Here is a 25,589-nt window from a genome sequence, read left to right on the forward strand (position 1 = left end):
GGACGGCCGACATAGATCTCTCGTATCGCTAGCGGGACATGCCCGCAAGCGTGGTCGTAAGCCGCTCCCGCTTCTCAGCCTCGAGCTGCGCGACGGCATCCCTCCGGTTCTGCTCGATCCGGTCCCTCAACTCAGCGCCTCGGCTGAGCTTAGCGTCGTCCAAGGGGAGGCTCATTGATTGCACGTATCGCACCCGCACGATCAGCTCGGACATGGGCCTTGAGATCAAATTGACCAATTCGCGAGCTTTGAGGCGCTGGGTGGCGGCCTTGAGCTCCGGTCGGCTATCGGCTCGCTGGACCAGCCAGAGGAGGACATCGGTGGCCTGCAAGGCAAACGAATCCTTCGAGGACGGCATGTCGAACTTGGCCAAGTCGTAAGTGACCCGGGCGACGTCCGAAATCCCGCCCAAGGGATGGTCGAGCTTCCTGACCCCTCCGAATAACTGGTAGGCCTCTCTCATCGACCGCTTAAACTCCTGCTGCTGGTCATGAACGAAGGCGATCGGCGGGCTTGAGTGTTCCTCTGCGAACCGGTGGATTGCGTCAAAGAGGGACGTGAAGGCGACCATGTTGGGCGTATGCCCCTGATAGCTGTCGCGGCGATGGGCGGCCAGCAAGGTGAACTGTTCAGGATGCTTGAGGGCGAACTGAAGCGCGTCCTTCATGATCTCCCGCAGCCGCGGGTCCCCGACCTTACGGATGACGTAGACCATGAGGTTGCGCACGCAGGCCTGGATCCCGGGCACATCGTCCTTGAGGAACGCGTCCCAGAAGCGGGCCCGATTGAGCGGAGTCATGCAATCGTCGACTGCCAGGCAAATCATGTGGCGGAAGAGCTCGATGTTGTACCAGGTGTGCGGCACGGCCAAGTTTTCGCCCGCGTCGAAGATCGTATCCACGAACTTCGTCGTAACGATGTACGGCTTATGGATGCTGAACGTGAAAAACGACCACGGACCCGCCTGGTCCAGCTCGTCCATGATCCCATTTGCCAGCTCGGCGACCTCGGATCTAGTCATCTCGTGGGCGTGTGCCCTTGCGATGCCTTTTGACCTGATGACGGGCTCGATGGCCGAACGGGTCCCTGGCTCGACATCCGAAACGGACAGGATCGCGCCGAGACGATACCACTCGTTCTTGTCGAAGACGTTCTTACCCGAATTGCCAGTCTCGTCGGCGAAAGCGAACATAGTTGCCTCTTTAAAGGAGGCGGAACATACCTCGCCGTCCGGGTCGCGGCCTAGAGGTGAAATGGGCGCAGGAACACCTGCCCGCGCGACTTGTGGAAGCGCGATCTCTAGGGTGAGCAGGCCTGGGAGAACGGTCGATCGGACCTTCCAAGGCCAGGCCTGCGATGGACAGCGCATAAACCGTCACTTGTGCAGTCCGATCCGGAATTGGTCAGGCCATTAGGAGCGCCCCGGCCTATGACGCGAGCGCCTCGCGCCTGACCCTCAGGGGCTGTGCCGGGACGTAGACGAGCCTCCGGTGCCAGTCGCACCAGCTCGACCCTTCGGGCGTCGGCGCTCCGCAGCAGACGGCGCTGCGCAGGTCCTCCGAGACGATGAAACGGCATTGCCGCGTTCCGAGCTTGAGGAGTTTCGTCCGTTGTCTGGGGTCTGGCTCTTGCATGACGGGCACCTATGGCACGGCGGGGCGGATCAACGGAAGTCCCGCGTCGCGATCCGGATCGCGGGCGCTGCGACGCGCTGCTCCGGCACCTCGGCGGGCGTCGCGTCGACGGTCTCCTTCGGGCCCTCGCGCAGGCGGTCGCGCGTGCTCCTCATTAAGTAGTCCTCGTGCGGCGGCGCCGGTGGTAATAGGCCATGAACCCGTTGCGGCGTCGCGCGTTGTTCGCGGAAGCCGCAACCAGCGTGAATGTCAAGCCTGTGACCCTTCCAAGCCGAGATCCATCGTCCGACAGGCTACACCGGCAGAACCGCCTCCTCGCCATCCTCCCCCAAGATGTACTGACGGCGCTGACCGAACAAGCCAGCATTGTTCCTCTCGCCCGCGGGCGCGTCCTCCAAGAGATCGGGGAGCCGGTCCGGGAGGTGTTGTTCCCCCACAGCGGCGTCATCGCCCTTGTTTCGGACATGGGCGACTGTCGAGGAGCCGGCACGCTGACCATCGGAGCCGAAGGATACCTCGGCTTCTGGGCCGTTCTCGGCGGGGATCACCGGGCTCTCAGCCGCGCCGATGTCCAGGTTCCGGGCACCGCGACCCGGGTTCCGATCGATGGTCTCCTGGCTTTGTCCTGGACGTATGCTCCACTCAGGGATCTCCTTTTGAGATACTGCAAGGTGCTTCTCAAGCAGGCCATCCAGACGGCGGCCTGCAACGGGCTGCACCCGCTGTCGGCCCGCTGCGCCCGCTGGGTGCTCGTCGCCCATGACCGGGCGCATGGCGCCGACACGATCGATCTGTCCCAAGCCTTCCTCGCCATCACGCTTGGCGTCCGGCGTCAGAGCATCGGCGCGGTCGCCGCGAAGTTCCAGGAAAATGGCTTGTTGCGGCTCGACCACGGACGCATGACAGTGCTCGACCGACCTGGGCTCGAGGCGGCGTCGTGTTCTTGCTACGACACCGTGCGGCGGATCTACGACGCGATCGTACCTTCGGTCACCGACTGAGGGTGTCGATCTGCATCGTCAATCGCACGGTAAGACCATTCCGGGACCAATCCTGCTCGATGACGGCTCCCAGCTGGGAGGTCGCACTTTTCTGCGCCAGCCTTGTCCCAAAACCCTGCCGCGTAGGAGGCCCTTCAACCGCTGGCCCGTTCCGCTCCTGCCACGTCAGTCGGTATTTACTCTGGGCAAAGCGTTCCCCCGTGATCGTCACGCGACCGTCGGGTTGTGAGAGGCTGCCATACTTGATGGCGTTGGTGGCAAGTTCATGCACGATGAGAGCGAGAGCCGTACCTGCGCTGACCCCGACAGGAGCGTCATCACCCGCGACGGCCACGCGACGATCGTGGAGGCTGTTTGACGGGTCAGAGGCGGCAGCCAGCTCCTGGACGTACGGACGAATGAGAATTGCCAGAAGGTGCAGAACCGTCCGCCGCGTGGGGTCGACCTCGAGCCACGGAGTATGCGGTTGAACGTACTCGTGGGCTTGCGCAAGGCCGGTCAGCCGCTGAAGGAACTCACTTGCGAACGGCTTGGCAGCATCGTCGCCGCGCGACGTAAGGGTCACGAGGCTCGAGACGACCGCGAAGATGTTCTTGATCCGGTGGGACAGCTCGCGGCCGATCAGCTCCCGTTGTTCTTCCGACGATTTCAGGTCGTGGACGTCCGTACAGGTCCCGAACCACCGCTCGACCGTTCCATCAGCCCGACGGATCGGCAGCGCTCGGCCTAGGGTCCAGCGATACTCTCCGTCGTGACGGCGCAGCCTGTAGTCGACCTCGTAGGGATCCCCGGTGGCGAGTGAATGCCGCCAGCGCTTCCAAGCCCTGTTCTGGTCGTCGGGATGAAACATCCCGCTCCAGGCGTCCCCGTCGGTTGATCCGTAGGGCGTGCCGGTGAACTCGTACCAGCGGTCGTTGTAATAGTCGTGGTAGCCGTCCGGCCGCGCCGACCAGACCATTTGGGGCATGGTGTTGAGGATGGCTTTGAGGCGCGCTTCGCCCTCCAGAACTCCCGCGATGCCCGGATCCTCCCTCGTCATGTCCTGGATCGTGCCAACGAGGCGGAGGGGGCTTGAGCGGCCATGAGGCTTGCCATCCGGCGGTCGGTCGACCATGCCGGAGGCGGCGATCCAGACCGGGGCTCCGTCGCCGGGACGGAGGACTCGGAACTCGTCGACGTACCGGGAGCCATATCCAGCCTCGAAGGTTCGTTGCAGGCGGGTGCGCGTCAGCGCACGGTCGTTCGGATGCAGGAGCGCCAGAAAAGCCGCCATGCTCATCGGCCAGTCAGGCCCCGGACTGTCATTCGAACCAAGCAGAAGACGGCGGCAGATCGCATCGCCGTGGAACTGGTCGTTCTCAAGGTCAATCCACCACAGGCCGAGGTCTCTTGCCTTGAGCGCGAGCGCGAGCAGATGCTCGTGTCCGGCTGCAGGACTCTCCTGTTGCCCTGGAGCAACTCCTGTGCCGCCATCCTTCGGCTGGGGCGACGCACCAAGGCATTCATCGTTCATGACGAGTGTGCCGCCTATGAAACGAGCGCTCGGCCACCATCTTCGTGTTTGATCGGCGGTTTGATTGCGTGCTCACAGATCGGTCGCCGTGATAATGCCCTGCGGCCGGACCTCGGGCAGGACGCGGTTGAAGTGCTGGTTGACGGCCGCATAGCACTCACAGGACGCTTCCTGCAGGCGGGTCCGATCCATGACAATGATCTGGCCGCGGGCATAGCGGATCAGCCCACGGGCGCGTAATGCTCTTGCAACCCCCGTGATCGTGGTGCGCTGCACGCCAAGCATCTCAGCGAGGGCTTCTTGGGTCAGCGGGATCTCGGTGCTGTTTACGCGATCCTGGGTCGTCAGCAGCCAGCGGCAGCACCGCGCCTCCAAGGAGTGCAGGGCATTGCAGGCCACGGATTGAATGATCTGCGCCAGCAGCGCGTCCGCATACCGGCTGAACAGGTCGCGCAACGTCGAGGACCGCACTTTGGCTTCCTCGAGGCGCGTCGTCTCGATGCGCAGCGCCGGACCGGGGATCTGGACTTCGGCGCGCGTGAAGGCTGGCTTGTGGCCTGACGAGACGATGCCCCCGACCGCCCCCTCGCGCCCAATTGTGGCTGCTTCTGCGCCTCGTCCCGAGTGCATGAGAACGATGAGCGAGACCATCGTGCTGCCGCCCGGGAAGTAGGTCCGAGTGACATCATCGCCCGGGTCGAAGAGGATCTCTCCCTGGTACAGAGTCACGGCTTCCAGGTGCGGTTCAAGCAGAGCGCGATCACTCGGACTGAGCGACACCAAGAGGCGATTGGTCACCATATGCCTGGCCACAGCTGTATCGGTATCGGCGTTGAGCGTCCGATTTGGTTTCATTGAATTTTCCCCAGCCTGCAGTCCCGACACACTGAGGGTTGTCCTTTTGCGGACCAGCAGGGTGCAAAAGTTAGATTGTCAGAAATCAGACTTTTTGTCTGTCGAGTCCTCGACTTAGCTTTGCATTATTTCGAGCCCCTCTTGAGAAGGCCTGGAAATGGCTTCCAAACTGGAGCCAGAGCGGGTGGCCGGAACGGACGAGATCGGACTGAGTCGGCTGCGAAGATGAATTTCGAACCGAGGAGCCTCCGAGGCCCATTGTCTCGTTCCGCCCGTCCACGTCCGCTCTGGCTAGACATGTTCTCATCGTCCTCGTGCCAACCGGGCCGCTCCGCGGGGCAAACATATCTAAACGGGCCGTCAATGCCGCCGACGCGGCAGATCCTTTGCTTCCTGGCTCGTAAGCGTTGATCTAGGGCATTTATTGGTGAAGCCGACGACCGCCGTCTTGATCGGCTCCCTGACCGGCAGGCTCCGATCTCAAATCCGCCATGGCCCTGTCGGACTTCATATTGCAGAGCGCAGGGCGTGCGCCGAAGGTAAACCGCTCGCGCAGGTGCCGGTTGCCCATTTTGGAGATGAAGCCAAGCCGCGGGTTGCATCTGGTTGTTGCTGCCGGGGTAGGAGGCCTAGATTGCTTGGCGTCTGGGGCACCGGAGAATAGACAGGACGTCGAGGTCGGACCGGCAGCAGTAATGGCTGCACCACTTCGCGAAAGGGAGGCCGTTCGATTTCCACACGAGCGATCTCGTCGGCCTGCATTCGACCGTGCAGGCTGAGCTCGGAGGCGCGGATCTGCCGTTCTTCATCGCCGGCGATGATCCCGACCCCGTTTGCCTGCGGCGGGACGGCGTGCCTCCTCGCGATCCTTGGCTGGTGGTCCATGAGAATGTCCGGCGGTCACCATAGGTCCGTGCCATGATGGACGTGCTGACGAGATCCTCGGGCGCGAACGGGCCCTGTTGGAGGGAAGCACAGCATAAGCGTACCCGATCCGTGCGTTCATGCGCAGACGCTTCGCTCAGACTAAATCTCCGGAATCCCGGACATAGTAGATGCAGATGGCGCCTGTGCCATCCCCTCTGCAACTCGTTAAGTGGCTCACGCCCAGGGGCCGGATCTCGCTCGAGCCTTATCCTGCCCTGAGGAAACGGCTAGATCCTGTCTGACGGCCTGAGTGTGCGCAGGTACTGCCGCATGAAAGCGAGCTTCACTATTGCGGCGAAGTTCAAGGCGAGCTTCTCGTGCCGGGTGGCGATCGAACGACAGCCTTTCAGCCATCCCACACAGCGCTCGATGGCGTTGCGTCTGCGGTAAAGATCAGGATCGAAGGATCGCGCGCAGCCCTTACCCATGTTGCCGCCGGTCCGGGGTGGAATGACAGGCCGGATATGGCGCCGCCGCAGATAAGCAAAGACCAGTTGGTAGCTGTAGGCCTTATCGCCTGCCAGGTACTTGGGTCTTGTGCGTGGACGGCCCCTGCGGCTGGGGAGGCGGACTGCCATCAAGGTTGGCCCGAAGGCCGGCACCTCGTGCCGCTGCCCAGGTGTGAGCGTAAACCCGAGCGGCAGACCAGCACCATCGCTCACCAGGGGGATCTTACTGCCGAACCCGCCCCGGGAGGGGCCGAGCGCATGGTCGTCTGGCTCCTGCGGATCCCCTTTTTACGGGCTCCGGCCGCGGAGCGGCTGGCCCGCACAGAGGTGCTGTCGATGCACCAGAGATCCAGGTCGATCAGCCCCTCGGCATTCAGCTTGAGCCGGAGCCGATCCAGGATCGTGTCGAACAACCCCTCACGGCGCCATCGGGTCAGGCGCTCATAGACGGTTTGCCAAGGGCCGTAGCATTCGGGCAGGTCGCGCCACTGCTCTCCAGTACATAGCTTCCACATCAGCCCGTTCACCACCTGCCGGTGGTCGCGCCAGCGCCCGCCGTGGCGACCGGCCCTGGGCATGAGATCCGCAATCAGCTCCCATTGAGCATCGCTGAGTTCATGCCGTCGCATCGCACGTCTCCGCCTTGGTGAGCCCCACCAAGGCAACAGCCATACTCTCATGCAGGTTCACGGGCCGTCAGACAGGATCTAGCGCAGATCAAGGCGCTGCCAGGTCTCAAACCAATGCAGCGCTCCGTTGTGCTGGAACCTGCCTCATGAACGCTGACGGGATAAGTTCTCCCTTTCACGTAGGCGAACGGGAAGTTGAGAAGCGTGCGGGCGTCCAGTCGGCTGGAGGGGCGATCCGCGATTTCATGCCGGATCAGCACTGCACCTTTTTAGGTCTTCTGCCGTTCTTGCCGATCGCCACAAGCTGATCTGATTGGAAAATCCCAGGAATGAGCCAGTCCGGCGGACCTGTCCCAAAGACAAGGCCGATGGTTCATCAGGTGTCAGTCAGTTTGAGAATGAAAGGAGGGCAAACCCCAAGGAGGATAGGATGATGATCGAGAAGCACTTCCAAATGTCCTGCAAACCGATCCATCCACGATAGCTATTTAAACCCATCGGAGGCTGCTGCAGACGACACCATGCACGATCGCTATCTGCATTGTCTGCTCGTCGACAGAGCTTAATGCCGATCAGACCAGTTTGTGGCTGTGCCTCTGAGCCAAGCAGAATTGACGACACGAACCGTGGGCTCGAACGCTTCATCGGCTGGTGCCGGGATGCTGAAGCGATAGCCGCGAACACAAGTCTACCCAATGTGAACATGTGTCAGGGCCTCGATCCTAGCAACTTCCATTTCCCATCCTGCGACTTTCATCGGCGTGCTCACCAAACAGCTTTTCTCGCCGCATTCGGCTCACCGGGCGAGCCTGTCGAACAGCCTAAACTGCGGAAGACCTGCATCCCAACGATGACATCATCTGTCCTGCGCGCAGGATCCCTGATCCCCCAGTCTGCTCAATCAGCCAGCTGTGCTCCGGATCAATCGAGAGCCGCGGACCGGCATTCGTCCACAACTAGCTCCACCACGACCCCAGTCTCCGATCGGGGAGGGGGTCTGTGCCCGATCAACAAGAAAGGCCAACACATGAACTCGCCCGATCAACCAAGCCGTGTAATCGCGACGCATAGCGACCAGCGCAGTGGAATCCCCCAGAACACCCCCCTGCTGGGAGCCGTCTTCAGCGAGCTTTCGCGTCACCTTGGTGATACCTATTCGTCCTCACTGCTCCTTCAGTCCGCTCAGCGACTGATCGATATCACAGAAGGCAAGCACCGGCAAACGGCCATTCGCGATCCTCCTGCACGACCGGACTATTTTTCCCGCAATGTCGCTTCGGCCTTGCGCAGCAATCCCTGGACGATCGCCTGCTTCGAGCAACGGAGCCTGGCTCATTGCGACGATGACGAACTGACCCACGAGGCCACGGAGCGCATCAAGCGGATCTGCCAGGACCAGCACCCCTGACAAAGGACATTCCCATGACAACACCAACCTACATGCCCGCGATGGCTTTGCGCGAGCACATGCTCGAGGGCCACCGCGTCTCGCTGCTCGAAGCGATGCTGCTCTTCGGTGTGCAGAACCCCAATGCCGAGATGGCCCGCATGAAGCGCGACGGTTTCCTGATCAAGTCGGAGCGCGCGCCAATGGCCAGGATCCTGCGACGCCTCAACGAGCACACCCTCTGCAAGGTGCCGGCGGCGCTGCCGTACAAGGAGATCCATATGCGCGAGTACTGGATCAGCCGATGAGACGCTTCTTCTCCCAGCGGCAGCGCCTGATCCTGCGCCTCCTCGCCGGCAATCGCTGCCGCCGCTGCGGCAAGCCGCTGACCGACCGCTTCCACGCCGACCACAAGCAGGCCTTCACCAAAGGCGGCCCGACCACCCTCCACAACGGCCAGGCCCTGTGCCCGCCGTGCAACAACCAGAAAGGGGCGAAAGAATGAGCCTCATCAACCTCCGTCCGTGGCAGTCAGAGGCCGTGCGCCAAGCGCTCACCTGGCTGCTCGAGACCCGCCCCGACCGCCACTTCCTCATCAATGCCGCGCCCGGCGCCGGCAAGACAATCTGCGCCTCGGTGATCGCGCGCCATCTGCTCGAAGCCAACGAGATCGAGCGGGTGATCGTCATCGCCCCACGCACCCAGGTCGTCAGCCAATGGGCCGACGAATTCAAGACAGTGACCGGGAGACCCATGACCAAGGTCACCGGCGCCCATGGCAGCATTGAGGCCTACGGCACGGATCTCTGCGCCACCTGGTCAGCCGTCCAGGGGCTGCAGGATGCCTTCCAGCAGGTCTGCCGCGCCTCGCGAACGCTGGTGATCTGCGACGAGCATCATCATGCCGCGGTCAAAGCTGCCTGGGGCGACAAGGCCGACAGCGCCTTTGCCGACGCCCGCTTCGTGCTCGTGCTCACCGGCACGCCGATCCGCTCCGACGGCAAGAAGCCGGTCTGGCTTGCCTACGACAGCAAGGGTGCGATCCGGCACCCGGAGGCAGGCACCTACACGCTGAGCTATGGCAAGGCGGTCGATCTGGGCTACTGCCGGCCGATCACCTTCCACCGCCATGAGGGGCGCTTCTCGGTGGCTCTGCCGGACGGCGATGCCGTCGCCGTATCAGGGACGAACGCGCCTCGGCTCAGCCCTGCGCTGAAGCGCATCAAGGGCTTGGAGCGGGCCGTGGACTTCTACCGGCTCGCCTGCACGCCCAAGTACCTGCCCGATGGCACCCCCGATCTGACCTCCTACCAAGCCTCGATGTTGACGTGGGGCATTGAAAAGCTCAACGCGCTTCGCGAGAGCATTCCCAACGCCGGCGGCCTGGTCATCGCGCCGAGCATCGAGGTGGCGGAGTACATGGCAGCGCTGCTGGAAAAGCTTGAGCAGACGCCTGGGTCGGGCAGACCATCGCAGGCGAAGCCCGTGCTGGTCCACAGCAACATGCGACATGCCGAAACACTCATCGACACGTTCCGGGACGACGATCGACGCTGGCTTGTCTCGGTGGCCATGGTGTCGGAAGGGGTCGACATCAAGCGTCTGCGGGTGCTGGTGTACCTGCCCCATGCCAAGACCGAGGTGGCGTTCCGCCAGGCCATGGGACGGGTCGTGCGCAACCTACGCGAGGATGACGGCTCGCGGGCCTATGTCGTCATGCCGGTGCACAAGATCTTCGAGCGCTTTGCCCGCCGGGTGGAGCAGGAGATGAGCCCGGCGGCGCGCAAGGAGGCGCCGCGTCCGGCGCTGAAGATCTGCCGGGTTTGCGCCGCCCCGAACCCGCGCAGTGCGCCAGCATGCATCGTGTGCGACGCGGAGTTCCCGCCGCCGCCGCAGCTCTTCAAGACCTGCGGTGGCTGCGGTGCTTTGAATACTTCCACCGCGCAGGGGTGCCAAGCCTGCGGTCAGTCGTTTCAGAGCCCGTTCGGCGTGACCTTGGAGGAGGCGTTGCGCGTCGGCGCCATCATCCGAGGAATGGATCTCGATGAAGATGAGGTCAGGGAAGGAGAAAAGCGTGGCCCACAGATCCGCGCCGGTGTTCTGGCGAGTGGCGATCAACTGCTCATCAAACAAATTCAGGGACTGCCTGATGAAGCGTGGGGACGATTGCTCAAGATCCTGATGTTGAAATAGAGTATCTTCTGCTGCCGCGGTCTGCCACCATGTCGGTGAGCAAGTGCTGTGGCAGCTTCCAGAATAAGCAGACAATCGGCGTGCGAATGACGGAGACGATCCCTCCTGAATTCGCACGCCCGCTTTGTCGCCGGCGTTTTGGACGGCCTTCTGAGGTTGCGGATGAGAGAACACGAGGTGAGGATCAGGCGGAAGGAGACAGAAGGGAAGGGCCTGGATGAGAAACCCGACAGAGTAAAGTAAGAGCGGAGACGGTTCCAAGAACAACGAACGGCGCATCTAAGCAATTGCCGGAGCTGGTAACAGGATTCCCCTCGATAAGCGCACCTCACACAAGGAGACCATGATCATGACGAACCTGATTCTGACGCTGGCGTCGGCAGCCATCGCCGCACAAGCAATTGCCTCATTGCTCTTCGGCTGACGGCTTATTCCAGCTGGCCGGAAGGATCCGTAAAGGATGTCCTCCCGGCCGCGATCACTATCTTAAGGGCATGACCGCCACGACGAAGGAGGGTCTTATGATCTTGCGCACCGCATGGCGACGGCCCCGTCATGCGGCTTTCCCAGTCGCGTCTTGAGCTGAGATCCGCTCTCGCCGCACCTCGCTGACACACGAGCGATGACTCTCGCATTAATCGCAACGGCAAACCCGACGCTCATGGGGCAGCGGTACCGTGTGCAAACACGCTAACCAAGTCTGACCCAAGGCCATCGGCTCCCTATGGCTGCATTGTCCTTAGGCGTGCCCAAGGCTGCAAACAATTCCGCAGCGGACGACGCCTATCGCGGACAGCCGCTCTTGTATTCCTGCGGGACAGGTCACGCTGCCTCATGTCATAGTCTTGGTCCACAAGCCGCAGCGGATGCCTGCGCGCCATTCCATGAACCCTGACGGATCGTGCGATTGTGTTGGATTGACGTGGTCCCAGGAGCGCAGGTCGAGTCGCGCCACGTCTCTCGAGAAGGCAGATTTCGTCGAAGGAAAGGGTGTTCCAGCCTGATGCTGAAATCCCAAGAAAGACGATCATGACAACACGGAAAACAAAGACCGCCCCGCACCCGAACCGCGCACTGGCGAAGTCCAAGCTGACCATCACGGCGGCGGCCGCGAGCCGTTACAGCTTGAACAGCCATGCAACATTCAGTGTAGGCGCAGATGTCTTCTGTCGCGCCGCCGAGCATGCCCTTGCCTCGCCCCCGCTGACCATCGGGTCGGAACTTAAAATCACAGTCGAGCTGCCGGTCTCGCTCGCGGTGGAGATCGGCATCTGCGCGCACATGCTCGTGAGGGTGCAGCGTGCGGCCTACCAGGTGGTGTTCGCTCCTGCGGCCCGAAACCGACTTCGCGGCACGATCTGCCAGGACATCGAGGTAGCATGGGATGCCAGGGATGCCCGCATGCAGGCGATCGGGCCAGCCTATGCGCTCGAACATCCGCATCTGGCGGCGCTGGAGCTGGTCTGGCACAAGCTTCACGAGATGGCAGCGGCTGATCCCGCCCAGAGCGCCGAGCGGTAAGCGCGAAGAGCATGTGGTCCGGGACAGCCCGGTGGGGTGCACGCGGGATGTGCTGTCCGGATGCAAAGCTCCGAGATCCGAGAGAGGGTGGCCCGTCTTCTCTCCTTCCTACTGACGGCCCAATGATCGCCGCCCGCAACGTCACCACTGATGGTGACGACATTGCTGCCGGTCCCGCGAAGCAGACGCCCAGAGCGCGGGTTGAACACTCGACAATCGAGCCCGAATGAAGTGTGAGGCTTGATCCGCCGATCATCAACAGGTCATGCACGACGCATCCATTGGCGCAAGTCGCGCCCGGATGCAAAGATGGGAAGGGCGGCCATTCTGCCTGACCTTTCACGCCGATCAGGGCAGCTTGGTCTGGAGAGTACGGTCTGGAAGTGATGCGCTCGCGTCTTGACACAGAAGGGCAGGAGTCGCCTGTCCATCGGACACCCTATGGGAAAGGAATTATAGATGCTGGAGTACGCGTACGATGTCTCAGTGGTGAGTGACAGCCGCCTTGAGGTGATGGCGGTCGCAAAACAGGAGAGGGAAACCCTCGCGAGGGTCTTCCTGAGTCTGCGATGGTTCGATGACGAGCTCGTCGGCGATCGGGACGGTGGTTCGATCTACCGGATTGCGTTCGAGGTCGCAGGTGCCTGGGATAGTTTCACCGAGGACCAAGCCCGCTTGGCGCGTGCGATCGGCGGCCGGCTGACCATCTCCGTCAAGGACCGTGATGACATCGACGGGATTCGGGACGCAGTCGAGACATACCTGCTGCAATTTCCAATGCCCCAGACGCTGGCACAATGGCAAGGGCGCGGCTGATCACAACCGCCGTGGCAGCCTGAAGCGTCAGGGGCTTGGTGCCTGCCATTGTGCTGAACCTCGCTGCGACAGGGCAGGGACCGGCTGATGGTGAGCCGATTTCAGAAGGCTCCAACAAAGCCGGGCGATCCGTCCGACTTGCATGGAAGGTCCCCCAATCTGATTGAAGGTTGGGACCCCTTAGGTGAAGGGTCTGGGGACATCATTTCAGCTGAGCCAGAGCGGTATCCAGCCGGTAATCGGCAATCCTGATGCGCTCACGGCTGCCGTCGTAGGCCGCCTCGACAGCTTCGCCGAGTGGAGTCTTGTCGAGAAGGTCGCAGACACGATCGATGGGCGACTGACCGCCCAGCGTGGTATGGGGCCGGTGCCAATTCCAGTGATGCTGCCACTCAGACAACTTCGCCTCGATCTCCGGATCCTTGGGATCAACCGTGTCCCAGAACTCCTCCCGATCCGCGCGGTGCGTTCGCTCGACCTTGCCGTTCAGATGGGGCGACCGGGGCGGGATCGGCCGAAACTTGATCGCCCAGTCCATCAACCGCTGCTGAACCGCTTCGCGAAGAACTCGCGCCCGCGATCGGTTTGGATGCGCTGGATCGGGAACGGCATCTCCTCAATCAGCCGCTCCAGAAAGTCGAGGGTGTTGGCGCCCGTGGCGCGGCTGTAGACACCGAGCACCTTGTAGCGGCTGCAATCGTCGATCGCGGTGTACTGGTAGACGCCTGGCCTGATCTTGCAGACGTCCATCTGGACGCGGTCCCCGGGGATCAGCCGGCTGTAGCGTCGCTCGCCCTTTCGCCACCGGCGCGGCCGCTTGAGAACCTGCACGCCATGGCGAACGAGTGTCCGATGGATGGTGTCGAGCGACAACGTCAGGTCGTGCTGCCGGATCAACTCATTGCGCAGTTGCTTGACCCCGAGCCGCCGCTCCCGGCGCAGGGCTAGTGGATGGAATCTAACGCTTGGTGCCCACGCCTGACGGCGGCGATGATTTCATCTGGATCAGCCGTCCACGTGAAGGGCTTGGGACTGGCGTTCGTCTCGGCAACGTACCGGTTGATGGCCGCCTGAAGGTCAGCCACCGAATGGAACACGCCGCGCTTGAGCCGCTGGCGGGTCAGCTTGGCGAAGAAGCCCTCAACTGCATTGAGCCACGAGCATGAGGTCGGGGTGAAGTGGAAGGTGAAGCGCTCGTGGCGATCCAGCCAGGCCCGAACCTTCGGGTGCTTGTGGGCGGCGTAGTTGTCGAGGATCACGTGCACGGCCTTGCCAGGTGGCACTTGGGCCTCGATGGCGTTGAGAAAGCGGATGAATTCCTGATGCCGGTGGCGCTGCATGTTGCGCCCGATGACGGAGCCATCCAGCACGTTCAGAGCGGCAAAGAGCGTAGTGGTGCCGTTGCGTTTGTAGTCGTGCGTCATGGTTCCTAGCCGGCCCTTCTTCAGCGGCAGGCCGGGCTGGGTGCGGTCGAGCGCCTGGATCTGGCTCTTCTCATCAACCGAGAGCACGATGGCATGGGCGGGTGGATCGACGTAGAGCCCGACCACGTCCCGGAGCTTCTCGGCAAACTTGGGATCATTGGAGAGCTTGAACTGACGATAGCGATGCGGCTGGAGACCATGCGCTCGCCAGATGCGCCGCACCGCACTGGCGCTGATGCCAGCCTCCTTGGCCATCATAGCAGCGGTCCAGTGCGTTGCCTCGACCGGTGGGTCGGCCAACGTCAGGGTGACCACCCGCTCGGCGATGTCAGGACCGAGCGGCTTGATCCGGGAGGGGCGGGTCTTGTCGCGCAGCAGGCCGTCAACGCCCTCCTGCGTGAAGCGCTCCTGCCAGCGCCAGACGCAGGTCTTGGAGGTGCCGGTCCGACGCCATCGGCGCTCAGCAGCACGATGGCAGCCCGCCAGACGTGTTTCTGGGCCGTGTTCCGGTTGCTGGTCAGCGCCTCAAGACGCTGCCGGTCGGAAAGTGTAAGGGTGATCGAGATGCCAGTGCGCATGCCACAGCCTCGCATGCACACCGGCTAAGGGGAATCCTTCAAACGGACTCTTCTGTTAGGCGGAAACCACTAGGATGAGCGTCTCCTGATCGGCGAAGACTTTCTGAGCCGCCAGACGGTGCGGACGGCGGCTGTGCTCCACCAAGCCTGCCTCGCCATCCACCTGAAAGCGGCGCCACCACTTGCGCAGGGTGGGCCGGGAGATGCCGCAGCGGCGGCACACCAGCCCCGCATCGTCGGTCTTGGCGTAGAGTTCGACCCACGCGAGACGCGCCTTTAGCAGATCCATGGCGTTCCCCGCCCTTCGGCTGTGGATCTGATGGACAGCGCTCCTGCGCTGCCCACAGGCCCACAGCAGCAACAGGATCAGCATCGCATCTCAGAGGCTCATCTGACGATCAGGAAGTTGAAACGATGTCGTCGGACCTCACACCTTAGGAGTCGGGGGAGGACGGCGGCGCGAAGTGCTTCTCGAGTTCCTCGAGTTCCGCCTTCTGCTGTGAGCTCGCCAGAAAGCTGAGGCGGCGCAACTCCTCCATGCGCTCCCGCGCCTTCTGCTCAGCGCGCTTCTCGGCCGAGACCTGCTCGCGTAGGACCGAGCCCTCGCGCTTCTTGGTCTTGGTCGTGTCCCAGAAAGCGAACGCGTCCGGATCCATCATGTCGCCGCGCCCGTCGAAGACCATGATATCCCGGCGGGACAGGCCCTCCGGCCATGGCAGCGCGTCAACGAACTCCCACCAGGTCCGCTGCTCCGCAACGCCCATGTAAGAGAGATCGGACTGGTCATACTCCGACAAAGCCTTCTGGACACTCTCCAAAGGAACCTTACCCGACAAAACGTCGGGATAGGTCTTTACGACGTGCTGGACGCGCTTGCGCACCGTCGCCCAGAGCTTGCGGCGCGCGCTCTCCTTTGCCATGGCCTGCGGGATGTCATCCTTGTAGAGCTTCTGCATCCGGAAGTTGTCACTCAGATTGACCTTGAACGCTTTGTCGTAAGCCGCTTGGTCACCCTTGAAGTGCACTGATGTGATCCACCTGATCTTGTCCTCAGAGGCCAGGTTCTCATAGGAAACCCTGTCCGGATCCTCCACGCCATACTCATACGCCAACGGAAAATTCGCCTGCGGGAACACCTTCGTCAACGCCCCTGGCACGGCAGCCACATCGGAAAGGTCGATCGCCCGCAGCGCCGCGACTGCCGGGTCCTTTGCCTTCGGCTCACGGGTGGACTTCGCCTTCATCGCAGCGGCAGACGATGCCGGCAGAACGGACGGGCTCAGATCCAGTCCCTGGTCCGTGCCTGGCGGAGACAATTCATTGCGCGGCTGGGACAGCGCATGCCGTGCTTGCACGGCCGGAGCCTTCGTCTTGGACGCCTTGGTGCTCTCCTTCGCGGGTGTGGTGCCGGAGGCTTCGGGGACAACCTTGCGCGGCCGGCCGCGGCCCCGCTTCCGCGGCTCGACCTCATCGAGCGCGCGCAGGTCTTCGGCCTTGGCTTCTTCTAATGTACGGTCGATGCGCCCCGCTGCGGTGACGAGGTCGATAGCTTCCATATGGGAGTCGATTTCCTCCAAACGGGCCTTCAACGCGTCCATCCGCTCTTTGTGGCGACGCTTTTCGTCCTCCATCTGGGCGAGGGCACTTTTGCGCGCGCTGTCCATGCGCTTGCGGCGTTGGGACGGGCGCTCGCTTCCCCACGTGTACGAAACCTTGCTCATGATGCCCCTGGTCGCGCCAGGCCCATAGGCTGGCCGCTGATCTTGTCTGAAATCCGAGTACAAACATTATACCGGAGCCCGGATCAGCCGGTCAATATTGCCTCCGTCCCGTCGAGGAGGCGCCCGCAACGGCCCAGGAGGGCATGTCTCCGGTCGAGTTCGGCAAAAAATACTGCTGGAATTTTCCTGCTCCACAGGATTGGTGTACCGAAAAACCTAGGCCTGAAGTTTTGCGCCCCTGCAGCACCTCAGGCCCAAGGGGAGCATTGGCTGCAAGCCCTAAACGGGCCGGCCCAGGGATCGGGAGGAAGAACCCGATAAATTCGGGAACCGAATTTGCGCTCCGCCGCGACAATCAGGGGCTTGGACCGAGTGTCCCGAGGCTCTGGGCCCGGACATGCCACGCACCCGGAAATAAGTGGCAGCGGAATTTTGCGCCACGGCGCCAGACCGGAATCAGGCTGGGAAGGGCGCCGAGCCCCCAGGCCCGGCCTCACAGCCAAAGACCCGGAAAATTCGGACGATGATAATTTGCGCGCGGCCGTGGCCTTGCTGGAGCCGGGTCCTGGCCAAACCGGGCATCCCGGAAGAAACGGCGTCGGCCTGATCCGAAAAATTCGGTCCCCATATTTTGCGTCCGTCCGCAGGGCGGCGAAGCAGGAGAGAGGGAGTTCCAGGAGAGGGGTAGCAACCAGGTCGAGAGGGCAGATTCAGACCGGACCGGGAAAAATGATCCACAACAATTTTGCGCCTGCCGCGTCTATCCCCGCCCCCTGGCCAGGCGAGACGAGAGGGCGCAGCGCCAGCCGGAGGGCGGCGTCCTCGAGCCAGACCGAGAGCGGCCGGAAGGCCAGACTGAGAGGAGACCGGGAGAGGTCCGGCCAGGCCCCGGGCGAGCCCGCCCCGCCGGTTCGGAGAGCCGCCCCCAGGAGCCCAACCGCAGCCTTCCCCGGAGATAGAGCGGGAAAATTCAGCGGCGTCTATTTGCGCTACCGACGCAATCGGCTCGGCTCCGGATATTTGGGATCCAGGGGCTTGGCACAGGGGAGGGCGCAAAATTTCAAGTCATGCCATTTGCGCCCCGATCCAGGACAAACCCTTGCGCCGCCTTGGGCTCTGCCTGGGGAAAATCCCACTGGAGGGCCGGAAAGACCCGCGGTGCCACCCGCCCGGGCGATCCCAGCAGGACCAGGTCCCATCGACAATAAAGGGCGGAATATTCCAGGTGGCCCGCCGCGGATCCTCGCGGCCGGATAGGTCCGGACGGTAGCGACCGACGCCGAGACATGCAGAAAATTGCAAGGCGCTTATTTGCGCCTGCAGTCGACGGCCTAAGCGTCCTATCGACAAAAAATAGGGGACCGCTTTTTGCGCCTGACCGCGCAGGTCGGAAGGGGAGAGGGAGCGCCGGTCGCGCCCGCGCCAGAGGCAGAGACACACCCCGAGGCAGGAGCACGGACGAGACGGGGACACCCGCGCAAGCCCCCAAGCCCACGAGGCCAGACGGAGCCGTGCGACCCGGAGCCGGAAGGCCGTGAACGGGATAAAAAGAGAGGGAGCCGCGCGGAGACCGCGCTCGAGAGCTGTTGCAGGCCCTTAGAGGCGAGCGCAAGAACCAGACCCGGCGTTATCAGCGCAGCGGCCAGCGAACAGGAAGCGGAGAAGAACGGAGGAGCGAAGCTGACGCCAGAGGGCCCTCCTGGCAGGACCGTGCATGGCCCTAGAAATGCGCAAACAAAGGGCTCCAACGCGTTCGCGCCTCCGCTGTACGTCGGCGCCGCCTCCAGGCCAAGCCAGGGCCAGCAATCCCACGGAGAACGGCGATCCCAGAGAGAACCACGGGCAGTCCAGCCTCTGACGTGTCCGGCCAGACCCCCTGGGGGAACTGCGCCAGTCCAAGCGGCCAGGCTGGCTCGAGCCCAGGTAGGACGCGTCGCTGGTCCGGAGGCCGCTCGCTCATCCCAAGGAGAGCCAAGCCCCCTAAGGCCCCCTCAAGGTCGGTTGTCGCCAGAAAGGTCGTTTGCTCAGTTCCTCAGTTTTTGTGGGTCCTGTCAGACGTCACAAGAACCCGGCCGGCGCACGGCGCCTATTGAGGTTCCCTTGCTCCCTGTCCGCCACTCGTATCGGAGGCGGTGCTCCTCTCCCAGCATCCCCTGCTCCCGCCTCAGTCCCTTGGCTTCGGCTAGGATGGACTTGAGTGCCGGAAGCTATGCTGGTTCGGTGAACCCTCTGCTGGCAAACGTGCCGTAGTCACTGATCCAAGCGCGGTCGGTCGGACCGGGAACGAACTCTCCAAGGCTTGCGAGCCCTAGCGACCGGCGGTCCTATCCAAGCTCCAGGTTAGTAGCGCTCCCGCTGTCGCATCTGGGCTGTGGCGCGCCCGTCGAGGGTCTTGGGGAGCATAAGCGACCCTCCCATCCTGGAGGAAAACCTTAGGTTCCCGGCACAGTCTTGTGGGACGGAACGGAGCCTCAACACTGATAGAGGGGATCCGGAGCGGGTCTGCCAACAGGAATTTTTGCACTTCGAAGACTGGTCACATGTCAGACGTGCCGTTACAATATGCGCCTATTCCGATGCGTGACTATGGCCTCGATCAATCCCAATCCCCTCGTCCTGAACTGCCTGCGAGATTTGTCCGATCCCCTCAGGAGGACGCAAGCCAAGGGCGGGCGCGACTTCTCCGGTGTCGTCGCGTCGACGTCGTCCGATGCCCGCGGCGGCATCGACAAAGCGACTGCGGTGCAGGGACAGGCGGCCCCCGCCCCCGTGCGTTACGGCGCGATCACCGTCACGGCCCGCTCTCCCGTCGACGCGACCCCGCCCGTATCCGGCGTCCATGTGGCGGTGCAGCACTCGTTCAACCGCCCCGGCATCCGGTTCGGCAACCGGAGCAACAGCATGGAGCGTCCAACCTCCGACCAAGGCACGCAATCGTGCCACTTCAGCCAGACCTCGGTTTCGAATACATCCCCCATCCTCGAGATGATCAAGGCCGTGCGCGGCGGCCGGCGCATCACGCGGTCGCGGGCGACGGCACACACCCTCTACATGGAGCGTGTCGGCGCGGCCGAGCGCCTCAAAGCCAAACGTGGCCTCGGCAGCGAGTGGGCCATCATCGAGCAGATGCAAGAGGAGGCCCAGGATCGCTCGTCGATCGAGCAGCAGGCCTTCATCGAACGCGAAGGGACCGCGGAGCGCGCTGGCCTGCGGAACCTGACGGACGACGCCCTCGACGCCCTCGACTACGCCTCCTTCGGCACGATCGGCGAGACCATTGAGGAGCGCAAGCGCTTCTGGCAGGCCGTCGAGGCCTCAGAGAGCAAGCCGCAGGGCGACACCGTCCGGATCAAGGCCGGAGAGAGCCAAGCTTGGTGGGACAAGGCCCTTGGTCAGATCGACACCGCTCCCAAGCCCTTCCAGGCCGAGCTGCGCGAGGCCTTCGCCGCCGGCGAGGACGCGGTCATGAAGTTGGAGACTGAGACCGCTTTTGCGGTCCACCAGTGGGCCGTGGCGATCGACCTGGATGCCCCAATCGAGATCGAGCCGGGGCGCGGCGGGCGCACCCAGACCCGCATCATCGCCGAGCTGCCGCACGAGCTCGATCCCCGCGAGCGCCTGGAGATCGTACGCGACTTTGCCAACAAGCTGACCGAGAAGGGCTTGCCCTACTGGGCGGTGATCCACGCCCCGGATGCCAACAACGACGAGCGCAACTACCACGTCCACCTGGTCTACTACGACCGCCCGGCGGTGCGGATGAAGCACCCGAAGACCGGTGAGCAATGCTGGGATTTCGAGGTGCTCGAGGAGAGAGTCTACAAGAACTACACCCGGCGCGTGGTCCGCCCCTTCGAGCAGAACAAGCCGCGCGAGGCTAATGCTCTCGACTGGATCCCGGAGCTGCGCACGCATTGGGAGACGGTCTCGAATGCCGCCTTGGAAAAGGCCGGTGTCGCAAAGCGCTATCATCTCGGCAGCAACGCGTCCGTCGGGATCGCGATCGACCCGATGCAGCACATCAAGCCGAAGACCTTCAACAAGGAGCGCACGGGTGAGTTGACCGCGGACGGAGTGGTGTTGGCCCGCCGCCAGTGGAAGGTGATGCTCGACCGCATCCTGATGGGGCATGCCAAGCGCATCGCAAAGCGGCGGGATAAGATCGCACGAATGGAGACGAAACTTGCGGCCAAGGCGCGCAGCACCGAGGACCAGTCGCGCATCAACGACAGGGCGGAGAAGGCGCGTAAGAGCGCGCGGGACTTCGGCATCGCCGAGGTCTACCTCGACATCACCAAGTGGTGCGTCGATCGGGTGGTGTCGCGGCCCAAGCTGGTGCTCTACGCGGACGAGAACAAGACGAGGGGGCAGAAGCCCCTGCGCAACCGCAAGGAGTTGCTGGACTACGTTGACCTGATCTACCAGCGCGGGCTGCTGCTCAACCGGGAGAACGAGCTGAGGGTCTTGCTCGCCGCCCGGCGTTACCGCCGGGATATCGATCGGCTCGCCGCCTTGGGCGACCCCGGCAAGAGATATGACCGATCCGTGCAGGTTGAGGCATCAGTTTTCGACCAAGACCCGGCCTGGAAGGAGACGGAGATGCGCCGCATCTCCGAGCGCATGGAAGCCATGGCCCAGGACATCCTCCCTAAGATTGTCGCCGATATCAAGCGCGACGAGGCACGCGCGCCGGCGCCGCGGCCAGACGGATTGACGGCCGCCCCACTGACGACAGAGCCCTCAGAGCAGGCCGGAAGGGATGGCGTTGCTTCTCCGACAGCGCGGGTGCCCGAGCGGGCGGATGCCAGCGGCACTCCCGACAACCACAGCCCACCCGTCACGGTGGCTTCGTCGACAAAGTCCGAGCATGCTATCGCGGTCAAGGCTGAGGCCAGGCCTGCCCGGCAGGAAACGCCGGTTCCGTCGACGCAGCGCGGGCCGGCGCCGCAGCGCACCCTGTTCAAGTCGGACCAGCAGATCGCGGCAGAGCGCGCCGAACGCGAGCGGGCCAGGGCCCAAGCCGCCGCTGCTCAGCCAGCCGCCTCCAAGCCCGGCACGGCCAAGCTGGAGCAGGCTGTGGTCAAGGCCACACGCGAACCAGGCCGCACTCCGCCGCCAGTGAGTCTGAGCGTTGGGCCAGCCGCTGTGCAGACGCCGGCCGCAATGCCGACTCATGATCCGCATGCCCCCGCGCCGCGAGTGCCTGACGGGATCTCGTCGATGCGGCAGGAGCGCCAGCCGGAGGAGGGGAGGCAAGCTCCGACAAGCCAGATGGCAGGAGCGGATCCACACCAGCTAGCCGTGCCGCGCCAGGCCGAGGCCGAACGCCAGAGGCACCGCGATGCGCCGGCCGGTGAGCGCAAGCGCGGGATACCGTCGGGCCCCAACCGCAGCCCTGTCGCCAAGCCTCAACCGCCGGCTTCAACCCCGATGCCCGAGACCCGCAGACTGGAAGTGCAGCGGCCGCAGTCCACGGTGGTTGCCGCTCCGATACCCGAGCGCCCCGCCCCACATCCTGACAGCCTGGGGAGGGAAGCGGTCGGGGCACCGGTTCATCCGACGCCGGATCCCGCCGTCCCGGTGGTTCAAAAGACAGGCTTCGAGCGTGTGATTAGGCAATTTGGCCTCTCGGGGCAGGAGCCGCGGGAGGATAAGCTCAAGCCTGCGCCACAGCCGGACGTGGCTACGGTAGCGCCCGCGCCAGATGCTAGGCGGCGTTCCAAGAAGCGCAACAAGAAGCACTCCGACGGACAGGAAATCGAGCGGTAGGGCAATGGAAGATGATTGGGGCGGAAACCTCCACAGCGAGCGCTTCACGTCTCCTAAGTGGCGAGCCAGGAGGTCAGCCATCCTGCGGGCGCAAACAGGCGAGTCTGCAACCCACAGCTTCCATACTGAGCCTTCCCACCGAGACCAACCTCGAGATTGAGCAGCTTTTCGATGGAAGAGCCAATCACTTGGCGGCCTCACATAACTTGAGACAAGTTGACATGACCAAGCGACCTAGAGGAATCGCATAAGCAAAACTTTGGTAAGCAGTTCGCGTAGCGTGCTCGCCACAGCCCTACGCCGGGCTACGTTCTCCCGTCAGGTGCAAGCCCCCATCCGTTTCTGTCACCTTCGGGTAATCGAAGTTCAGGTTGCCCAGCTTCCACGACTGCAGCACCACAGAGGTTCCCCCAATCGCTTTTGGCTTCACCCCGCCGTCCGTAGCACGTTCAATGGTCAGGGCCTTTCCACTCCAATCGAGAAGGAGACGATCTTCCGGACCAAAGCCGGCTTGATCCCACAATTCTCGTGGCAGTCGGATGATGGTGTAGAACCGATCCGAACGCTTGGCATCAGGGATCGACTTGACCACGACATGCGCAGAGCCCACGTGAAGCGCTAGTGCCACGTTTCTCGTGGGTCGCTGGCTCTGCTTGGATGGTGTCTTTGCCTCTGCCGCGATTGGTGCAGATTCAGTTCCCGGATCAGCCGCCTGGTCTACACCTTGCAGAAGATTGGGTTGCAGTGCCGGCGGCTCTTCAACCCCTGCCGCTTCGGCTGGCAGCTTCAGAGCAGCACTGGCAGGGGTGGAAACGGTCGGAATGCACTGGATCGCGCTGGCAACCTCCCGCAGGCTTCCGGAGATCCCCTCCGCCGACTGCATCACCAGAGGCGTCAGACGCGCAATGGCGTCAATCTGCTGAGTGCCAAGAGAGACGAGTTTGCCCATCTGCTCAGCCATAAGGCCCATAGTGAAGCGAAGGTCTTTCAACTCGGCAGCTATTCCCATTAGGGCATGTTCGACCTCGGGTGACAGGGCAGGAGCTGGTGCGACCTGCTGGGGCACGTCCGCCGCCGGTGGGCGAGGGGCCTGCACCAGCTTGGGACGGAAGACCTCTTCCGCGAGCGCGTCGGGCTTGCCCAGGTGGCGCGCCAGGATATCGGAGATGTCTCGAGACCGCTTGTCCGCAGCCGGTGTCGAGCGATCTGGAGAGTTCGTAGGGTCTGGTGATCTGTGGCGCCGAACTTCGTTACGCTGGCGAGGCTGCTGAGCCTTATGGGGTCTCGCCAGACAAGTCGGACACAGATCATGGGCACGATCACGGGCGAGAAGCCAGCCGCGGTCCTTGAAGTAGCCCTTGACGACATCGTCACCCACAGCCGTGCTCGACTCGTAGGTGTCCGTCTTATGGCATCCCGAGCATCGGGCGGTGAAGCGGTACTTGGAGGGGGCGCCACCGATACGGGTGATCTGCGGCTCGAACTGACGTGCGATGCCGGGCATCGGGCAATCCTGATCGTTGAAAATGAATTTCAGGCGGGGCGACGCAGCGTCATCGCTCCACACAGAAACAAACATTAAGGTATGGGCACGAATTAACATCCCTCCCGCCAAATGCCAACCAAAGGCAGTCCAGCGGTGCGTTGGTGCTTTCTCGGGCATGAAAGGACCACGCCGCTTGCTAGCGCTAGCGAAGGGAAAAGGTGCTCGCTCGCGAAGACATTTGGCTCGATGATTTCTCCTTCTAAGCGGCGGTGAGTTTCCGCACGTCAATTCGACGTCCGACAGCCGGAACGCGTATCTCGAAATGATCAGCCTGCGTGACATCGAGAACATTCGTGGGTCGATGCGCAACGATGTTGGTTCCTCCCCGTCGCCGCAGACTATCGTAGAGGATGCCGGCCTCACCGGCACGGCGGACCGCTTCTCCAAATTGCTGGGAGGCCTCATAGCGATCAGACGCATAAACATCAGAGCGCTCGGCCTGTTGGCCGCGAATATCCAAATAGACGCCATTCAGCCGTGCTGAATAGCTGCGATAGACCCGTGTGAGTTCCGGCACATTTCGTGACACAGCCTCCCGTCGGAGGTGATGCCCGACCTCGGCTGCCGCCGTTTCGATCTCCCCAGCGGCATACCAGGCTCCGAGATCGGGTGAGTTGAACCGCATTCCCGTGGGACTGACGTGGAGGAACGCCGCCATCACAATGCTGGTGTTCGGTCGGCCGTAAACCCATTCCTGTTGCGGAAGGCGCGCAATGCGACTGGCTACCAAGCGGTCATTGGTCCACCCGACAAGCTCCATGACCGCCGAGAGATCGGCGGCCGTGGCCACGGTGTCGAACAGGCCAATAGGCGGAAACTGGGACGGGATCAGGCGATAGGTCGGGAAGGGCGCTTCGGAATAGACGTCGGTCACGAAAAGTGGATCTCTGTGTCATCGTAGGGGGCAAAGTCCTGATCTGCTGCATTGGGCTCCATGTAGAGGCCGCCCCGGGCCGCATCGAGGAAGCGCCGCACTGTCAGGAGGCTGTCCTGGGTGCCATCAGTTATGAGATCGATCGGCGGATGACCTCCAAACACCGTGGCCTGATGAGGCCCGCGAAGCCATGACAAGCCCTCCTGTTCCGTCGCGAAAAGAACCCGCAGAGCCTGGTAGATACCAAGGACTGCTGAGATCCGGGTCAGGACATCGGCGTCGAGGGTGAACTCTGCGTGCTCACGGGCCTGTTTGGCCCACTTGTGATAGGTTGAGCGAGGCGGGTACCCGAGGATCCGGAGGCGTTCCTGCTCGGTGAGACCCCACAGGTCGGCAATGGCCAGGAAGGTGCGCATGCCGGGCGCACTCAGCCGCCTCCGATTTGTGGGCTCAAAGCGCGCCTGCTCCAGGTGAGGAAGGCCCTGTGGTGCAGCGGCCATTTGTTGTTTGAGAGGCTGTGCCATGACGATGTCCTCTGTGTCTCGATGTGGATTATATCCTGACTGAGACAAAACGCAATTGCTTCGGATGAGCTCATTATCGCGTAGCATTATTCCTATATAACATTTCGCATAACAAACATTTTGACAAGAAGTCGGTAACCTGTGCCGTCGCAGGATCCATCAAAGTTGGAGAATCCGACGCGTGCTAATCAATGCCTGGCCCCCACACCATAGGTCTCGTATCATAGG

Annotated in this window: 18 protein-coding genes and 3 pseudogenes; 8 read left to right on the forward strand and 13 right to left on the reverse strand. The window is 62.8% G+C overall.

The features are described from left to right. Positions 1 to 28 precede the first annotated feature (28 nt). The 3 genes from H0S73_RS23225 to H0S73_RS26180 all read right to left on the reverse strand — a co-directional run bounded on the left by H0S73_RS23225 (position 29) and on the right by H0S73_RS26180 (position 1,789). On the reverse strand, positions 29 to 1,192 hold the full coding sequence (locus tag H0S73_RS23225; protein ID WP_181054592.1) for a DUF3800 domain-containing protein: 1,164 nt from the start codon (positions 1,190 to 1,192) through the stop codon (positions 29 to 31). Between the two features lie 235 nt (positions 1,193 to 1,427). After that, a complete protein-coding gene (locus H0S73_RS23230; RefSeq protein ID WP_181054593.1) occupies positions 1,428 to 1,634 on the reverse strand; it encodes a GcrA family cell cycle regulator in 207 nt (68 codons plus the stop codon). Positions 1,635 to 1,663: 29 nt separating this feature from the next. Next, the gene (locus tag H0S73_RS26180) at positions 1,664 to 1,789 is read right to left on the reverse strand and encodes a hypothetical protein (protein WP_281369210.1); all 126 of its coding nucleotides are present in this window, start codon (positions 1,787 to 1,789) and stop codon (positions 1,664 to 1,666) included. A gap of 87 nt (positions 1,790 to 1,876) precedes the next feature. On the opposite strand from H0S73_RS26180, the gene H0S73_RS23235 reads away from it, so the two are divergent. Beyond that, positions 1,877 to 2,635 (forward strand): helix-turn-helix domain-containing protein, encoded by a 759-nt coding sequence (locus H0S73_RS23235; protein ID WP_181054594.1) that lies wholly within the window; start codon positions 1,877 to 1,879, stop codon positions 2,633 to 2,635. On the opposite strand, the gene H0S73_RS23240 is transcribed toward H0S73_RS23235, so the two are convergent. The 3 genes from H0S73_RS23240 to H0S73_RS23250 form a co-directional block, all read right to left on the reverse strand. Further along, complete coding sequence (locus tag H0S73_RS23240) at positions 2,625 to 4,148, reverse strand: sensor histidine kinase (protein WP_181054595.1); 1,524 nt, start codon at positions 4,146 to 4,148, stop codon at positions 2,625 to 2,627. The two genes, H0S73_RS23235 and H0S73_RS23240, sit on opposite strands and share 11 nt — an antisense overlap. 72 nt (positions 4,149 to 4,220) lie before the next feature. After that, positions 4,221 to 5,003, reverse strand: coding sequence for a Crp/Fnr family transcriptional regulator (locus H0S73_RS23245; protein WP_246389377.1), 783 nt, complete (start codon positions 5,001 to 5,003; stop codon positions 4,221 to 4,223). A 1,154-nt stretch (positions 5,004 to 6,157) separates the two neighbouring features. Continuing rightward, positions 6,158 to 7,008 (reverse strand): IS5 family transposase gene (locus tag H0S73_RS23250; protein ID WP_202050044.1). Its coding sequence is split into 2 segments (ribosomal slippage): positions 6,158 to 6,658 and positions 6,661 to 7,008, totalling 849 coding nucleotides; the frame shifts between segments, so codons are not numbered across the junction. A 1,027-nt stretch (positions 7,009 to 8,035) separates the two neighbouring features. Between H0S73_RS23250 and H0S73_RS23255 the strand changes: the two genes are divergently transcribed. The 6 genes from H0S73_RS23255 to H0S73_RS23280 all read left to right on the forward strand — a co-directional run bounded on the left by H0S73_RS23255 (position 8,036) and on the right by H0S73_RS23280 (position 12,925). Further along, positions 8,036 to 8,416 (forward strand): hypothetical protein, encoded by a 381-nt coding sequence (locus H0S73_RS23255; protein WP_181054596.1) that lies wholly within the window; start codon positions 8,036 to 8,038, stop codon positions 8,414 to 8,416. 14 nt (positions 8,417 to 8,430) lie between these two features. Continuing rightward, a complete protein-coding gene (locus tag H0S73_RS23260; protein WP_181054597.1) occupies positions 8,431 to 8,703 on the forward strand; it encodes a helix-turn-helix domain-containing protein in 273 nt (90 codons plus the stop codon). Continuing rightward, positions 8,700 to 8,900: an HNH endonuclease gene (locus H0S73_RS23265; protein ID WP_181054598.1), complete on the forward strand. Its 201-nt coding sequence runs from the start codon at positions 8,700 to 8,702 to the stop codon at positions 8,898 to 8,900. Before H0S73_RS23260 ends, H0S73_RS23265 begins: the two co-directional genes overlap by 4 nt. Next, on the forward strand, positions 8,897 to 10,588 hold the full coding sequence (locus H0S73_RS23270; RefSeq protein ID WP_181054599.1) for a DEAD/DEAH box helicase: 1,692 nt from the start codon (positions 8,897 to 8,899) through the stop codon (positions 10,586 to 10,588). Before H0S73_RS23265 ends, H0S73_RS23270 begins: the two co-directional genes overlap by 4 nt. A 1,029-nt stretch (positions 10,589 to 11,617) precedes the next feature. Then, positions 11,618 to 12,109 carry a hypothetical protein gene (locus tag H0S73_RS23275; RefSeq protein WP_181054600.1) on the forward strand — a complete coding sequence of 164 codons (492 nt, stop codon included), beginning with the start codon at positions 11,618 to 11,620 and terminating at the stop codon, positions 12,107 to 12,109. Positions 12,110 to 12,568: 459 nt separating this feature from the next. Then, positions 12,569 to 12,925 (forward strand): hypothetical protein, encoded by a 357-nt coding sequence (locus H0S73_RS23280; RefSeq protein ID WP_181054601.1) that lies wholly within the window; start codon positions 12,569 to 12,571, stop codon positions 12,923 to 12,925. 202 nt (positions 12,926 to 13,127) lie between these two features. On the opposite strand, the pseudogene H0S73_RS23285 reads toward H0S73_RS23280, so the two are convergent. The 4 genes and pseudogenes from H0S73_RS23285 to H0S73_RS23300 all read right to left on the reverse strand — a co-directional run. Further along, positions 13,128 to 13,873 (reverse strand): annotated as a pseudogene (locus H0S73_RS23285) (DDE-type integrase/transposase/recombinase); the annotation flags it as partial. Continuing rightward, positions 13,870 to 14,927: pseudogene (locus H0S73_RS23290) on the reverse strand (IS630 family transposase). The pseudogenes H0S73_RS23290 and H0S73_RS23285, both read right to left, overlap by 4 nt. Positions 14,928 to 14,997: 70 nt before the next feature. Beyond that, positions 14,998 to 15,216, reverse strand: a pseudogene (locus H0S73_RS23295) (helix-turn-helix domain-containing protein); the annotation flags it as partial. 145 nt (positions 15,217 to 15,361) lie between these two features. Further along, positions 15,362 to 16,648 carry a hypothetical protein gene (locus H0S73_RS23300; RefSeq protein WP_181054602.1) on the reverse strand — a complete coding sequence of 429 codons (1,287 nt, stop codon included), beginning with the start codon at positions 16,646 to 16,648 and terminating at the stop codon, positions 15,362 to 15,364. A 2,586-nt stretch (positions 16,649 to 19,234) separates the two neighbouring features. Between H0S73_RS23300 and H0S73_RS23305 the strand changes: the two genes are divergently transcribed. Beyond that, complete coding sequence (locus H0S73_RS23305; RefSeq protein ID WP_181054603.1) at positions 19,235 to 22,417, forward strand: MobA/MobL family protein; 3,183 nt, start codon at positions 19,235 to 19,237, stop codon at positions 22,415 to 22,417. 295 nt (positions 22,418 to 22,712) lie between these two features. Here the strand turns inward: H0S73_RS23305 and H0S73_RS23310 are convergent, their stop codons facing one another. The 3 genes from H0S73_RS23310 to H0S73_RS23320 form a co-directional block, all read right to left on the reverse strand. Further along, positions 22,713 to 24,020, reverse strand: a complete 1,308-nt coding sequence (locus H0S73_RS23310) for a YML083C domain-containing protein (protein ID WP_246389379.1) — start codon at positions 24,018 to 24,020, stop codon at positions 22,713 to 22,715. 142 nt (positions 24,021 to 24,162) lie between these two features. Further along, positions 24,163 to 24,837 carry an RES domain-containing protein gene (locus H0S73_RS23315; protein ID WP_181054604.1) on the reverse strand — a complete coding sequence of 225 codons (675 nt, stop codon included), beginning with the start codon at positions 24,835 to 24,837 and terminating at the stop codon, positions 24,163 to 24,165. Further along, positions 24,834 to 25,337 carry an MbcA/ParS/Xre antitoxin family protein gene (locus tag H0S73_RS23320; RefSeq protein ID WP_181054704.1) on the reverse strand — a complete coding sequence of 168 codons (504 nt, stop codon included), beginning with the start codon at positions 25,335 to 25,337 and terminating at the stop codon, positions 24,834 to 24,836. The genes H0S73_RS23315 and H0S73_RS23320 overlap by 4 nt, the downstream gene beginning before the upstream one ends. Positions 25,338 to 25,589: the final 252 nt, after the last annotated feature.

Source organism: Microvirga mediterraneensis (assembly GCF_013520865.1).
Classification (GTDB): Bacteria; Pseudomonadota; Alphaproteobacteria; order Rhizobiales; family Beijerinckiaceae; genus Microvirga; species Microvirga mediterraneensis.

Excerpts from the sequence above, each read along its gene's own strand:
- H0S73_RS23225 (WP_181054592.1), bottom strand. The coding sequence starts at position 1,192 with ATGTTCGCTTTCGCCGACGAGACTGGCAATTCGGGTAAGAACGTCTTC.
- H0S73_RS23230 (WP_181054593.1), bottom strand. The coding sequence starts at position 1,634 with ATGCAAGAGCCAGACCCCAGACAACGGACGAAACTCCTCAAGCTCGGA.
- H0S73_RS26180 (WP_281369210.1), bottom strand. The coding sequence starts at position 1,789 with ATGAGGAGCACGCGCGACCGCCTGCGCGAGGGCCCGAAGGAGACCGTC.
- H0S73_RS23240 (WP_181054595.1), bottom strand. The coding sequence starts at position 4,148 with ATGAACGATGAATGCCTTGGTGCGTCGCCCCAGCCGAAGGATGGCGGC.
- H0S73_RS23245 (WP_246389377.1), bottom strand. The coding sequence starts at position 5,003 with ATGAAACCAAATCGGACGCTCAACGCCGATACCGATACAGCTGTGGCC.
- H0S73_RS23255 (WP_181054596.1), top strand. The coding sequence starts at position 8,036 with ATGAACTCGCCCGATCAACCAAGCCGTGTAATCGCGACGCATAGCGAC.
- H0S73_RS23260 (WP_181054597.1), top strand. The coding sequence starts at position 8,431 with ATGACAACACCAACCTACATGCCCGCGATGGCTTTGCGCGAGCACATG.
- H0S73_RS23265 (WP_181054598.1), top strand. The coding sequence starts at position 8,700 with ATGAGACGCTTCTTCTCCCAGCGGCAGCGCCTGATCCTGCGCCTCCTC.
- H0S73_RS23270 (WP_181054599.1), top strand. The coding sequence starts at position 8,897 with ATGAGCCTCATCAACCTCCGTCCGTGGCAGTCAGAGGCCGTGCGCCAA.
- H0S73_RS23275 (WP_181054600.1), top strand. The coding sequence starts at position 11,618 with ATGACAACACGGAAAACAAAGACCGCCCCGCACCCGAACCGCGCACTG.
- H0S73_RS23280 (WP_181054601.1), top strand. The coding sequence starts at position 12,569 with ATGCTGGAGTACGCGTACGATGTCTCAGTGGTGAGTGACAGCCGCCTT.
- H0S73_RS23300 (WP_181054602.1), bottom strand. The coding sequence starts at position 16,648 with ATGAGCAAGGTTTCGTACACGTGGGGAAGCGAGCGCCCGTCCCAACGC.
- H0S73_RS23305 (WP_181054603.1), top strand. The coding sequence starts at position 19,235 with ATGGCCTCGATCAATCCCAATCCCCTCGTCCTGAACTGCCTGCGAGAT.
- H0S73_RS23310 (WP_246389379.1), bottom strand. The coding sequence starts at position 24,020 with ATGTTAATTCGTGCCCATACCTTAATGTTTGTTTCTGTGTGGAGCGAT.
- H0S73_RS23320 (WP_181054704.1), bottom strand. The coding sequence starts at position 25,337 with ATGGCCGCTGCACCACAGGGCCTTCCTCACCTGGAGCAGGCGCGCTTT.